We start from the raw sequence: 12,711 nt of genomic DNA, 5'->3' as shown, positions 1-12,711 counted from the left end.
AGCGCCGAGCCATGCTCGGCGGCTCTGCTTTCCAACGACACGGTGCGTGAGGCCAACACGGTGCTCGAAGCAGGCCGCGCTTCGCGCTCGCCGAGCATGGCTCGGCGCTACCGGGTTTGCGGAGCCCACGCCATGAGCCCCGATTACCAGAGGCGTTCACCGATTATTGGCGCGAGCGTTATGTGGGTGCGATGATCTACCGGTTCCCACGCCGGGAAGGGTAGCGCCGAGCCATGCTCGGCGGCTCTGCTTTCCGGCGGCACGATGGTTGAGGCCAACACGATGCCCGAGGCAGGCCGCGCTTCGCGCTCGCCGAGCATGGCTCGGCGCTACCGGGTTTGCGTTGCGGCTCTACATGCCACTCACGCTGCCGGTCCGGTGCATTAACCCGGCCATTGCGAGGATGTAACCTCATCCAGAACGGAGCCCACGCCATGAGCCCCGATTACCAGATTCCCGGCCGGGTGCCGGAAGACGACACGCAACGCGAGGCGTTCACCGATTATTGGCGCGAGCGTTATGCCGCTGAACCCTACTACGACAGCAGCTCGACCTTCGACGATTATGAGCCCGCCTACCGGCTGGGCCACCAGTCGCGCGCAGGACAGGTTGCCCGCGCCTACGAGGAAGTGGAACGCGAGCTGGAAACACGCTGGGCGGCCGAGCGGGGCAAGAGCCGGCTGGAATGGCTGCAGGCACGGGACGCGGTAAAGCGCGGCTGGGAAGAGGCCATCCGTGTCGATCCCTATCTGGACAAGGGCACCCCGCGCGGCACGTGACAGGCGGGGTGCCGCCGGTCAATGGTATACAGAGGGGGTTGGCCATCCGCATCCCCGCCTGGAGATACCCATGACCCGTAAATTGCTGCTCACCCTCGCCATCGGCCTGACGCCGGTGCTGGCGACCACCGCCTGCAGTGCATCCGGACCGGATACCCCTGCTGCCGTGGCGGAAGCGCCCGCCAAGGCATATTCCGCATTCACCGCTACCGAATTCGCGCGTTTCGACGAACCGTGGGCCATGACCTTCCTGCCTGATGGCAGCCTGCTGGTGACCGAGAAGCGTGGCCGCCTGCAGCACTTCGACATCGCCGGCAAGCAGGCGCATGAAATCACCGGCGGGCCGAAAGTCGCCTACGGTGGCCAAGGCGGCTTCGGCGACGTGGTGGCCCACCCGGATTTCGCCAACAACCAGTTGGTCTACCTGAGCTACGCCGAAGAGGGCAGCAACGATACGCGCGGTGCAGCCGTGGCGCGCGCAAGGCTGGTGCTCGACGACGCCGGCGGCGGCACGCTGCAGGACCTCTCGGTGATCTGGCGGCAGGAAGCCAAGGTCAGCGGTGCCGGCCACTATGGGCATCGCATCGCCTTCGGCCCCGACGGCAAGTTGTGGATCACGTCCAGCGAACGGCAGAAGTTCGACCCGGCGCAGGACATGGCCAGCAACCTCGGCAAACTGGTGCGCCTGAACGACGATGGCAGCGTGCCGACCGATAACCCGTTTGCTTCGCAGGGCGGCGTTGCCGCGCAGGTCTGGACGCTGGGCCACCGCAACATGCTCGGCATCGCCTTCGATGCTGCGGGCAAGCTGTGGGTGCACGAGATGGGCCCGGCCGGCGGCGACGAATTGAACCTGATCGAGCGCGGCGCCAATTACGGCTATCCGATCGTGTCCAACGGCAATCATTACGACGGCCGGCCTATCCCGGACCACGCCACCCGGCCGGAGTTCGCCGCGCCGAAGGTCACCTGGAATCCGGTCATTTCGCCGGCCGGCTTCGTGATCTACAGCGGGGACCTGTTCCCGCAGTGGAAAGGAAGCGGCTTCATCGGCGGATTGTCGTCACAGGCGCTGGTGCGCGTGGAATTCGATGGCGACAACGCGCGCGAGGCGGAACGTTTCGACATGGGCGCCCGCATCCGCGAGGTGGAACAGGGACCGGACGGTGCACTGTGGATCCTGGAGGATGGCAACGACGGCAAGCTGCTGAAGTTGACGCCGAACGCCTGAGCCCTGCACCCGTAGCGCCGAGCCATGCTCGGCGGCATGGTCGGTAGCCGCTGTGCTCGCCGAGCATGGCTCGGCGCTACGGGGTGTTGACGGCATGGCGGGGTGGCGGCGCCACGGGATTGCGGCGGTCATTCCTGCAGGGTGGTGACCTTGACGTCGGTCTGGCTGCAGGCCTGGTCCAGGCACTCGCCGTTGAGCCAGACTTGGCCGTTGCCGATCATCACGCCCTGCTGGTTGACGAAGACCGTGGCAAAGGACTGCGCCGCGATGGCGCGCGCCACCGGCGCGGTGACGATGCTGTCGTACTCGCGCTGGAAGGCCGCTGCATCGGCGACCTCGCGCTTGCCGCCAGCCACATCGACGCGCAGCGGATAGCGCATCAGCTTCGAGACGGCCGCATGGTCGCCGCTGGCTACGCCCTGCTGCAGCTGGGTGAATACCCGTTCGTACTGCCCGGCATCACCCAGCAGCCGTTCGATGCGCGCGCGGGTTTCGTCGGCACCGGCACCCGATGCGCCCGCCGTGTCGGGCATGGCGGGTGCCGTTGGCTGGTCCGGGACGGCCGCTTCGGTATCGCCCGCCGGCGGCGTACCGGTCGCGGCCATCGGCGGCGGCGCCGCCTGGTCCGTCACCGGTGGCGCGTCGGCCGGGTTGCTGCATGCCGCCAGCCACAGCGGGCAGGCCAGCAGCAACGGGGGCAGGATTGAACGGGACAGACGCATGCACGGCTCCAGTGGACCAGGAAGCCACCAGCCTAGCCGGACTGTCGTGAGCCGGGCATGCATGGCCCCGGCAGGCCCGCCCGTGCGGGCATTTTCCACTGCGGCCGGCACGCCCGGGCAGGCCGGGCGCGTCAAAATGGATCAACCAGCCAACAGCTCGAAGGACACCGGCGAGCCGCTGATCGACGAGGCACACACCCACAGATCGAACAGGCCGGGCTCGGCACGCAGCACGCCATCGCGGCCGGTGAACTCCAGCTGCGAGCGCTGCAGGGTGAACACCACCTCGGTAGATTCGCCCGGCTGCAGCAGCACCTTGCGGAAATCCTTCAGCTCGCGCACCGGGCGCACGCGGCTGGCGACGCGATCGTGGATGTACAGCTGCACCACTTCCTCACCCGCGACGCTGCCGGTGTTGGCCAGGGTGGTGGTGATGCGGAGCGTGTCATTCCAGCCAAGCTGGGCGCGGTCCAGCTGCGGTACGCCGTAGGCGAAACTGGCATACCCCAGGCCATGCCCGAAGGCGTACAGCGGCTCGTTCGGGATCTCGCGCCAGCGCGCCTTGAACTCGGACATGGTCGGCAGTTCCGGGCGGCCGGTACGCGGGTGGTTGTAGAAGTACGGCTGCTGGCCGGACACCTGCGGGAAACTGACCGGCAGGCGACCGGACGGGCTGTAGTCGCCGAACAGGACGTCGGCCACCGCGTGGCCGGTCTGCGTGCCGAGATACCAGGTAACCGCCACCGCTTGGGCGTTGCGCACCGCGCCCTGCAGGGCAAGCGCGCGGCCATTGCGCAGCAGCACCACCAGCGGCTTGCCGGTCATCGCCACGGCTTCGGCCAGCGCCTGCTGTGCCGGCGGCAGGGTGATCTCGACGCGGGACTGCGCTTCGCCGCTGTAGCGCTGCGGCTCGCCCAGCGCCAGCACCACCACGTCGGCACGCAGCGCGGCCGCCATGGCCGCTTCGATGCCCCCGGGGATGGCCGCTTCCAGTTCGCAGCCCGGCACGATTTCCAGCAGCGAACCATCGCCGATCGCCGCACGCACGCCGGTTTCCAGGTCCACGTAACGGGTCTTGTCGCCGAACAGGGTCCAGCAGCCCTCGATGTTGTCGCGATCCTGCACGAACGGGCCGATCAGCGCGATCTTCTGGCCCTGCTTGCGCAGCGGCAGCACGGACTGCTCGTTCTTCAGCAGCACGATGGAACGCCGTGCCACGTCGCGCGACAGGGCGTCATGCGGCGCGATGTGCGAATCATCGGCTTCGCGCGCCGGATCCAGCGAACGGTACGGATCGTCGAGCAGGCCGATGGTTTCCTTCAGCCACAGGATGCGGCGCACGCCCTCGTCCAGCACCGCCATCGGCACTTCGCCACTCTCCACCAAGCCCGGCAGATGCTCGGCGTAGAAACCGCTCTGCATGCTCAGGTCCAGCCCGGCGGTGAACGCCTTGGCGGTGGCATCGCGGTCGTCGGCGGCATAGCCGTGGGCCACCAGCTCCATGTCGGCGGTGTAATCGGAAATCACCACGCCCGGGAAATTCCATTCGCCGCGCAGGATGTCGGTGAGCAGCTCGGCATTGGCACTGGCCGGCACGCCGTTGATGTCGTTGAAGGAGGACATCACGGTGACCGCACCGGCGTCGAAGGCTGCCTTGAACGGCGGCAGGTGCACGTCGCGCAGGGTCTGCGGCGAGATGTCCACCATGTTGTATTCCATGCCGGCCATCACCGCGCCGTAGGCAGCGAAATGCTTCGGCGTGGCCAGCAGCGCGTCATCGGCGCGCAGGTCATCGCCCTGGAAACCGCGGACGCGGGCAGCGGCGAACGCACAACCCAGCACCACGTCTTCGCCGGCACCTTCCGCGCCGCGGCCCCAGCGCTGGTCGCGGGCGATGTCCACCGCCGGCGCATAGGTCCAGTGCAGGCCGGCCGCCGTGGCCTCGACCGCAGTGGCGCGCGCGGTAAGCCGGGCCAGTTCGGGCTCGAAGCTGGCCGCCTCGCCCAGCGGGATCGGGAACACGGTGCGCATGCCATGGATGACGTCAGCAGCGAGGATGACCGGGATGCCCAGGCGGCTCTCTTCCGTGGCCACCTGCTGGATGCGGCGGCCGAGTTCAGCGCCGACACCGTTGAACAGCGAGCCGACCTTGCCGTCACGCACCTGCTGCAGCACCTGGTCGGCATTGCTGACATTGGCTTCCGGATTCACGTCTGGCGCGAAGGGACGAACCATGTCGGCGAACACGCCCAGCTGACCGACCTTTTCTTCGATGGTCATCTGTGCAATGAGGGATTCGATACGTTCGGAAGCCACCGGATTTCCTTGATGAAAACGTTTTCAGTGCCGCCATTCTAGCGTCGCCGGCCACTGTTGTGCGCAACTTCGGCGTTCATGCGTCGCCGTAGCGAGGTGATTGCGACAGAACGGCGGGCGCCCAGCTTACAAGCAGAAGGGGTCAGATCCGATTGCACAGGAAAAGGATCTGACCCCCACCGCGGCCGGCCTACTGCGTGCGGGCGTGGTCGCGGGCGTCCATCAGCATGGCATCGCTGGAGGCCTGGAATACCCGCAGGCCGAACGCCGGCAGGATGGCCAGCAGATGGTCGAAGATATCCGACTGCACGCCTTCGTAATCGACCCAGGCAGTACTGCGGGTGAAGCAGTACAGCTCCAGCGGCAGGCCTTCGGTGGTGGGCTGCAGTTGCCGCACCATCAGGGTCATGCCGGTGTGGATGCCCGGATGGCTGCGCAGGTAGCGTTCGACGTAGACGCGGAAGGTGCCCAGGTTGGTCACGCGGCGGCTGTTGATCTCGCCCGCCCCCTGTTCGCGCAACTGTGCGTTCCACTCTCCCAGCTCCCGGTCCTTGTCCTGCAGGTAATCGGACAGCAGCGCGAACTGGCCCAGGCCAGCACGTGCGTCGGCGTCCAGGAAGCCCACGCTGTGCTGGTCCAGGTACAGTGAACGCTTGATCCGGCGTCCGCCGGCTTCCTGCATGCCGCGCCAGTTCTTGAACGATTCGGTGACCAGCTTCTTGGTCGGGATGGTGGTGATGGTCTTGTCCCAGTTCTGCACCGTCACCGTGTGCAGGGCGATATCGATGACATCGCCATCGGCATCCTGGCTGGGCATTTCGATCCAGTCGCCCAGGCGGATGCGGCCGTCGCCACTGATCTGCACGCTGGCCACCAGCGACAGGATGGTGTCCTGGAACACCAGCATCAGTACTGCGGTGGCTGCGCCCAGGCCGGTGACGAGGTAACGCAGTTCAACGCCAGCAAGCGTGGCGACGATGGACAGGCCGGCAATGACGAAGATGACGATCTTCGCCACCTGCAGATACCCCTTGATCGGCTTGTTGCGTGCATCCGGGCGGCGTTCGTACAGGTCATTTGCGGCATCGAGTGCATGCGAGATGGCCAGCGAGACGGTCAGCACGCCCCATACCTGGCAGGCGGCGATGATGAGGTTGACCAACGCTTCCGGCAGGTCCGGGACGAGGCGGATCCCGGCGGCAATGACCAGACTGGGTACGATGTTGGACAGGCGGGTGATGACCCGCATCAGGTGGCTGCCACGGCCCGAATCGGCACCAGGAAGGCGCGACAACAGGCGGCGCAGGCCGCGCAGCAGGATGCGCTTGGTGACCCAGTTGGCCAGCCCGGCGACGATCACCAATGCCGACAGCATCAGCGCCAGGTAGGCGCCCGGGTAAGGGACCAGCGATTCCTGGAGCCTGTCCAGCCAATGCGTCATTACTACGGCGTCCAACATGTTTGTATCCTTTTATTCGTGCGCCGACTTCCATCGGACGCGGAGGTTGCACCGCGCGGCGTGCGCGGTTGCCGGGCGTGGCCCGGCACTACAGGGGGGGCCGATTCATCGGCGGTGTGCGCGGCCAGCAGGAGTGGGCCGGCATTACAGGGCATGATCAGGCAGTGCGTTCACGTTCGATGATCACGCCCACGGCACGCGCGCCCCGCACCGCGCCGGGCTTGCTCAGCTTCAGGCGCAGCCAGCACACGTCGAACTCCTGCAGCACGATTTCCGCGCAACGCTCGGCCAATGTTTCCACCAGGCCAAACTCCGACGCCCGCACGTATTCTTCCAGCCGCTTGCTGACGGCCTTGTAGTTCAACGTGTGGCTGATGTCATCGCTGGCCGCCGGACGACGGTTGTCGAAGCCCATTTCCAGGTCGAAGACGAGATCCTGGCGGATACGCCGTTCCCAGTCATAGATGCCGATCAAGGCATCGATTGTCAGCCCTTCGATGAACACCTTGTCCATAACGCCCTGCCACACGATAAGAGGCGGCCATGGTAGCGGGACACGCCGCGAGGTGCAGGGATGGGGCATAAACGATAGAAGCAGTAAACAAAGGCTGCTGCTGGCGGAGCGCTCGGGTGTAGCCCTATCCCCCCAAGGGGCGGAAACGTTTCAGACCGCTATTCCCAGTCGCGTATGGCGCGATATTCCGCCTCGGAACGATACGCAGAAACGCGCAAGGCCAGGTTCGCCGTGACGACGAATGCTTCCAGCTCAACTGATGAAGGATGGCGCCCTTTTTCCAAACGGAACGCCTCAATGAATTTGAGTTTGTCGCGCTTGTACAAGGCATATGCGACATGTCCCGCCATGTCGCCCTCATCGTTGACGAGCTTGGCATAGGTCAGGTGCACGTCCACGTGGGTATCAACCGCGCTTCAAGGATCCGAAAGCAACCCTGCCAGCACGTGCAATCATGTCGCTGGTCAGGACAACGGTAAAACGTGGGACCGGGCTGGGGGCCATCGGAACATGAGATGGAGTTGACCGTGCTATCAACCGGTCATTTGCCTCGCGCACCATCTGGCGTGTTACGACAATTCTGAGATTGGGCCTGACCATGACATTACTCCTCGCTTTCTTCCAGCAAGGCCGAGTGTTGCACCAAAACCGGTCAGCGAGCAGGCGACAGCCTGCGGTATCGGAACTTTCAATGGTCTCAGTTAAACGAGAAGATCAATGCGGTAAGTCTGCTACCGCGGGCAACGTCGCCATGTCCCAGCGCGGGGTGACATCCACTGTCGGCGGGCTGCGTTGGCCCGCCTGCAGGCGCAGCGCGCCGGCAAAAGCGATCATCGCGCCGTTGTCGGTGCACAGCGCCGGGCGCGGAAAACAGGCGCGGCCGCCCAACCTGGCCGCCATTTCCTGCAGCCGCGCGCGCAGGCGCTTGTTCGCCCCCACCCCGCCGGCCACCACGATCACGTTGGTGCCGGCCGCTTCCAGCGCGCGCCCACATTTGATCGCCAGCGTTTCCACCACCGCATCTTCGAAGCCGCGGGCGATGTCAGCACGGGTCTGGTCGCTCTGGTCGCTGTCGCGCCAGGCGAGCAGCACCTGGGTCTTCAGGCCGGAGAAACTAAAATCCAGCCCGGGCCGATCGGTCATCGGACGCGAGAACCGGTAGGCACCCGGGCGGCCCTGTTCGGCCAACGCGGCCAGCTGCGGGCCGCCCGGATAAGGCAGGCCCATCATCTTGGCGGTCTTGTCGAAGGCCTCGCCTGCGGCGTCGTCCAGGGTCTCGCCGAGCAGGCGGTACTGGCCGATGGCATCCACCGCCACCAGCTGGGTATGTCCACCGGACACCAGCAGGGCCACGAACGGCGCCTGTGGCGGATCGTCCTCCATCAACGGCGCCAACAGGTGGCCCTCCATGTGGTGGACACCGACCGCGGGAATCTCCAGCGCCCAGGCCAGCGAACGCGCCACCCCTGCGCCGACCAGCAGCGCGCCGACCAGGCCCGGCCCGGCGGTATAGGCCACCCCATCGATGTCGTTGATGGCCATGCCGGCCTCGTCCAGCGTCTGCCGGATCAGCGGCAGCAGCTTGCGGACGTGGTCGCGGCTGGCCAGTTCAGGCACCACCCCGCCGTATTCAGCATGCAGGGCGATCTGGCTGTACACGGCGTGGGCGCGCAGGGCGTCAATGCCGGCCAGGTCGGTGTCATACACCGCCACGCCGGTCTCATCACAGGAAGATTCAATGCCAAGGACTCGCATGTCGTGTATTATGCGCCCCCTGCGTGCTCCTCAGGGGCGATGCAGACCCCTGAGATGCAAGAGAACTGGCCCGGATTCAGGTCGGGTCGCTTGCAGTTTTTCGATCCGCCGCTATAATGTGCGGCTCGCCGGGTAAAGACCCGGTTCTACACAGTGTCCGGAGATTCCATGCCCAGCGTCAAAGTCCGCGAGAACGAGCCTTTCGAGTTTGCTCTTCGCCGCTTCAAGCGCACTTGCGAAAAGGCCGGTGTGCTGGCCGAAACCCGTAAGCGCGAGTTCTACGAAAAGCCGACCCAGGAACGTAAGCGCAAGGCTGCTGCTGCCGTGAAGCGTCAGCTGCGCCGTTCGTCGCGCGACGTCACCAAGCGTCAGCGCCTGTACTGATCGGACGCACTCATGGCGACGGGCCCAGCCTGTCGCGGTGATGTTGAAGCCGGCACGCGCAAGCGTTGCCGGCTTTTTGCGTTCCCGGGCCGCGACCCGGGCGTTTCCCCGTCAACCGACCATCGACACACGAGGTGCCCCATGAGCATGAAGCTGAAGCTCAACGACGACATGAAGGCCGCCATGAAGAGCGGCGACAAGGACAGCCTGGGCGTGGTCCGCCTGATCAAGGCAGCCATCCAGCAGAAGGAAGTGGACGAGCGCGTCGAACTCGATGACGTGGCCGTCATTGCCGTGCTGGACAAGATGGTCAAGCAGCGCAAGGACTCGATCAGCCAGTACGAAGCAGCCAACCGCGAGGACCTGGCGGAGATCGAGCGCGCCGAAATGCGCGTCATCGAACGTTACCTGCCGGCCAAGATGGGCGAAGCCGAAATCCTCGTCGCCATCCAGGCCGCCATCGCCGAGACCGGCGCGGCCAGCCCGGCCGACATCGGCAAGCTGATGGGCGCGCTGAAGCCGAAGCTGGCTGGTCAGGCCGACATGGGCCTGGTATCCAAGCTGGTGAAGCAACAGCTCGCAGGCTGACGTAAACGCCGGCCCTGGTAGCGCCGAGCCATGCTCGGCGGCTTTCGCTTGCGGCGTCCTGGCTCGGTCCGCCGAGCATGGCTCGGCGCCACCCGCTCCACGCTTCACCCTATCTTCGACCCGCGGCTGTTAAAAGAATCCGCATGTCCGAACCGATCCATCCCCAGACCGCACCTGGCGCCGACACCGATCACGATGACGACGCCCTCAAGGGCGTGCCGGTGCCGCTGCGCAAATACGCCCAGCGCCTGCAGCAGAGCTTCCCGGTGGCAGTAGGCAAGCGCTTCGTCGACGTGGACGTGCTGAGCCAGGCGGCCGCCGTCTCGTTCTATGCCCTGCTGTCGATGGCACCGCTGCTGGTGCTGCTGCTGTGGCTGACCGCATCGCTGTATCCGCCGGCACAGCAGGCGCTGATCGGGCAGATCGGTGCCGCGGCGGGCAGCAGTGCCGCGACGGTGGCCGAAACCGTGCTGCAGAACGCCGACAACCAGCCGGACGTCGGTTCGCTGGCCGGCCTGTGGAGCACGCTGCTGCTGTTCGTGGGTGCCACTGCGGTGTTCGCCCAGTTGCAGAACGCCTTGAACCGGATCTTCCACACCAGTGGCGAGCGGCTGGAGGGGATCAAGGCGTGGCTGCGCAAGCGCGTGTTCTCCTTCGGCGTGGTGCTGGCGCTGGGTTTCCTGCTGACCCTGTCGATGACCGCCACCACCATGCTGCAGGTCGCGTTCGCGCAGTTGCCTTCGGCGCTGCCGGCAATCGGTTACCTGACCACCCTGCTGCTGTACGCCGTCGGCTTCGCCTTCATGTACCACTACCTGCCAGACCGCCGCGTGGCCTGGCGGCAGGCCTTCATCGGCGGGGCCATCACCTCCGGCCTGTTCGCACTGGGCCGCTACGGCATCGGCGTGTACATCGCCGAGGTCGCGCCGGGCAGCGCCTATGGCTCCATGGGCGCGCTGGTCATCTCGCTGGTGTGGATCTACTACGCCACCGTGGTGTTTTTCACCGGCGCGCTGATGACCGCGGTGGTCGATGAACGCCTGCGCGCACGCAACCATCTGTCCGCTGCCGGCATCGAGCCATCCTAGGCGGGCGCAGCGGCCGACAGCAGGTAAACTAGGCGGAACGTTCCGTTCGCCCTGCGCTGCCCTCCCGGCGGTGCCCTTGCCGGTTGCCATGGCCCGCATTCCAGACGCTTTCATCGACGACCTGCTTGCCCGCTCCGACATCGTCGAGGTGGTGGGCAGCCGCGTGCCGTTGAAGCGCCAGGGCAAGGAGTACGCCGCACGCTGTCCGTTCCACGACGAGCGCTCGGCATCGTTCACGGTGTCGCCGACCAAGCAGTTCTACCACTGCTTCGGCTGTGGCGCGCACGGCACAGCCATCAGCTTCCTGATGAACTACGACCGCCTGGAATTCCTGGACGCGGTCGACGAGCTGGCCAAGCGCGTGGGCATGGAAGTGCCGCGCAGCGAGAACCCGCGCAGCGCGCAGCAGCAGGATGACAGCCGCGAACTGTATTCGGCGCTGGACGCAGCCGCGCGCTTCTTCCAGAAGAACCTGGAAGACAGCGACAAGGCGCGCACCTACCTGGATGGCCGCGGCGTGGACGAAGCCAACCGCGCACGCTTCCAGATCGGCTATGCGCCCGACGGATACAGCGGCCTGCGCGACGCGCTGGGCAAGGACGAGCGGCGGATGAAGCTGCTGGACCGTGCCGGCCTGTTCTCCAAGAACGATCGTGGCCACGTCTACGACAAGTTCCGCGACCGGGTGATGTTCCCGATCTTCGACCGACGTGGCCGGGTGATCGCCTTTGGCGGCCGGGTATTCGAGAAGGACGACGGCCCGAAGTACCTCAACTCGCCGGAGACCGCGCTGTTCCACAAGGGGCGCGAGCTGTATGGCCTGTGGCAGGTACGCCAGGCCAACCAGAAGATCGAGCGGCTGATCGTGGTCGAGGGCTACATGGACGTGGTGTCGCTGTTCCAGTTCGGCGTCACCCAGGCGGTGGCGACGCTGGGCACGGCGACTACGCCGGACCATGCCGAGCTGCTGTTCCGCAATGCGCCGGACGTGTTCTTCTGCTTCGACGGCGACGCCGCCGGCCGACGTGCTGGCTGGAAGGCGCTTGAATCGGTGCTGCCGCGCATGAAGGATGGGCGCCAGGCATTCTTCCTGTTCCTGCCCGATGGCGAAGACCCGGACAGCATCGTGCGCAAGGAAGGCCCCGAGGCCTTCGACGAGCGCCTGAAACAAGCCACGCCACTGTCGCAGTTCTTCTTCGACGAGCTGACGCGCGAAATCAACCTGGGCACGCTGGACGGCAAGGCACGCCTGGCCGAGCGCGCAAAGCCGATGCTGGCGCAGATTCCCGACGGTGCCTTCGGCGACCTGATGAAGCAGCAGCTGGCACAGCTGACCGGGCTGGGCGGCAGCAATGCATCGCAGCGCGCGACACCGCAGCCGCGCCTGGCCGGCCGCCCGATCACCCCGGTAGCCAAGCGCAGCCTGGTACGCGCGGCGATCGCGATCCTGCTGCAGCAGCCATCGTTGGCGATGTCGCTGGGTGGCCGGCACCACTTCCTTGGCCTGCGCCTGCCCGGTGTCGAACTGCTGCTGGAGCTGCTGTCGCTGGTCGAACAGCGCCCGGACATCAGCACCGGCGCGTTGCTGGAACATTTCGACGGGCGCGAGGAACAGGCGTCCCTGCACACCCTTGCCGCGCAGAACATGGCCGGCGATGAAGCGATGTGGACGCAGGAACTGAACGACGCCGTGGCCCAGCTGGAAAAGCAGCTGCTGCTGCAACGCCTGGAAGACCTGCTGGCAAAGCAGCGCAGCCAGGGCCTGGACGATGCCGACAAATACGAAATGCGCGAGCTGTTGAAGGCCCGCGCGAACGTGCGCCTGTGATGCCTGGCGGGCCACGTTCTTTCTTTTCCAACGAAGGAGCCTGCCCA

Annotated in this window: 13 protein-coding genes; 7 read left to right on the top strand and 6 right to left on the bottom strand. The window is 66.0% G+C overall.

The genetic code is table 11. The features are described 5' to 3' along the window. The 3 genes from H4O11_RS19275 to H4O11_RS18770 all read left to right on the top strand — a co-directional run. Positions 1 to 195 (top strand): hypothetical protein (locus H4O11_RS19275; protein WP_220466845.1); only part of this gene is annotated, 195 nt, incomplete at its 5' end. Positions 196 to 434: 239 nt separating this feature from the next. Beyond that, positions 435 to 779, top strand: coding sequence for a hypothetical protein (locus H4O11_RS18775; RefSeq protein ID WP_182342384.1), 345 nt, complete (start codon positions 435 to 437; stop codon positions 777 to 779). A 70-nt stretch (positions 780 to 849) separates the two neighbouring features. After that, on the top strand, positions 850 to 2,010 hold the full coding sequence (locus tag H4O11_RS18770) for a PQQ-dependent sugar dehydrogenase (protein ID WP_182342381.1): 1,161 nt from the start codon (positions 850 to 852) through the stop codon (positions 2,008 to 2,010). 128 nt (positions 2,011 to 2,138) lie between these two features. On the opposite strand, the gene H4O11_RS18765 is transcribed toward H4O11_RS18770, so the two are convergent. From H4O11_RS18765 to tsaD, 6 genes are all read right to left on the bottom strand, one after another. Next, positions 2,139 to 2,732, bottom strand: coding sequence for a hypothetical protein (locus H4O11_RS18765; RefSeq protein ID WP_182342378.1), 594 nt, complete (start codon positions 2,730 to 2,732; stop codon positions 2,139 to 2,141). A gap of 141 nt (positions 2,733 to 2,873) precedes the next feature. After that, a complete protein-coding gene (gene bglX / locus H4O11_RS18760) occupies positions 2,874 to 5,048 on the bottom strand; it encodes a beta-glucosidase BglX (RefSeq protein ID WP_182342375.1) in 2,175 nt (724 codons plus the stop codon). Positions 5,049 to 5,238: 190 nt separating this feature from the next. Beyond that, the gene (locus H4O11_RS18755; protein ID WP_182342371.1) at positions 5,239 to 6,507 is read right to left on the bottom strand and encodes a mechanosensitive ion channel family protein; all 1,269 of its coding nucleotides are present in this window, start codon (positions 6,505 to 6,507) and stop codon (positions 5,239 to 5,241) included. A gap of 157 nt (positions 6,508 to 6,664) precedes the next feature. Continuing rightward, positions 6,665 to 7,021: a dihydroneopterin aldolase gene (folB, locus tag H4O11_RS18750; protein WP_182342368.1), complete on the bottom strand. Its 357-nt coding sequence runs from the start codon at positions 7,019 to 7,021 to the stop codon at positions 6,665 to 6,667. A gap of 158 nt (positions 7,022 to 7,179) precedes the next feature. After that, positions 7,180 to 7,419 (bottom strand): hypothetical protein, encoded by a 240-nt coding sequence (locus tag H4O11_RS18745; protein ID WP_182342364.1) that lies wholly within the window; start codon positions 7,417 to 7,419, stop codon positions 7,180 to 7,182. A 316-nt stretch (positions 7,420 to 7,735) separates the two neighbouring features. Beyond that, entirely contained in the window at positions 7,736 to 8,776 is a 1,041-nt protein-coding gene (gene tsaD, locus H4O11_RS18740) for a tRNA (adenosine(37)-N6)-threonylcarbamoyltransferase complex transferase subunit TsaD (RefSeq protein WP_182342361.1), read from the bottom strand. A 168-nt stretch (positions 8,777 to 8,944) separates the two neighbouring features. Here tsaD and rpsU point away from each other — a divergent pair, with 168 nt between their 5' ends. The 4 genes from rpsU to dnaG all read left to right on the top strand — a co-directional run bounded on the left by rpsU (position 8,945) and on the right by dnaG (position 12,664). Beyond that, a complete protein-coding gene (rpsU, locus tag H4O11_RS18735; protein ID WP_002808376.1) occupies positions 8,945 to 9,160 on the top strand; it encodes a 30S ribosomal protein S21 in 216 nt (71 codons plus the stop codon). A 141-nt stretch (positions 9,161 to 9,301) separates the two neighbouring features. Next, complete coding sequence (locus H4O11_RS18730; RefSeq protein WP_182342358.1) at positions 9,302 to 9,748, top strand: GatB/YqeY domain-containing protein; 447 nt, start codon at positions 9,302 to 9,304, stop codon at positions 9,746 to 9,748. A gap of 215 nt (positions 9,749 to 9,963) precedes the next feature. Continuing rightward, complete coding sequence (locus H4O11_RS18725) at positions 9,964 to 10,836, top strand: YihY/virulence factor BrkB family protein (protein WP_425506097.1); 873 nt, start codon at positions 9,964 to 9,966, stop codon at positions 10,834 to 10,836. Positions 10,837 to 10,924: 88 nt separating this feature from the next. Further along, the gene (dnaG, locus tag H4O11_RS18720; RefSeq protein ID WP_182342352.1) at positions 10,925 to 12,664 is read left to right on the top strand and encodes a DNA primase; all 1,740 of its coding nucleotides are present in this window, start codon (positions 10,925 to 10,927) and stop codon (positions 12,662 to 12,664) included. Positions 12,665 to 12,711 lie beyond the last annotated feature (47 nt).

It is taken from the genome of Stenotrophomonas tumulicola, from assembly GCF_014117215.1.
Classification (GTDB): Bacteria; Pseudomonadota; Gammaproteobacteria; order Xanthomonadales; family Xanthomonadaceae; genus Stenotrophomonas; species Stenotrophomonas tumulicola.
This window is presented reverse-complemented; position numbering and strand designations above follow the sequence as displayed.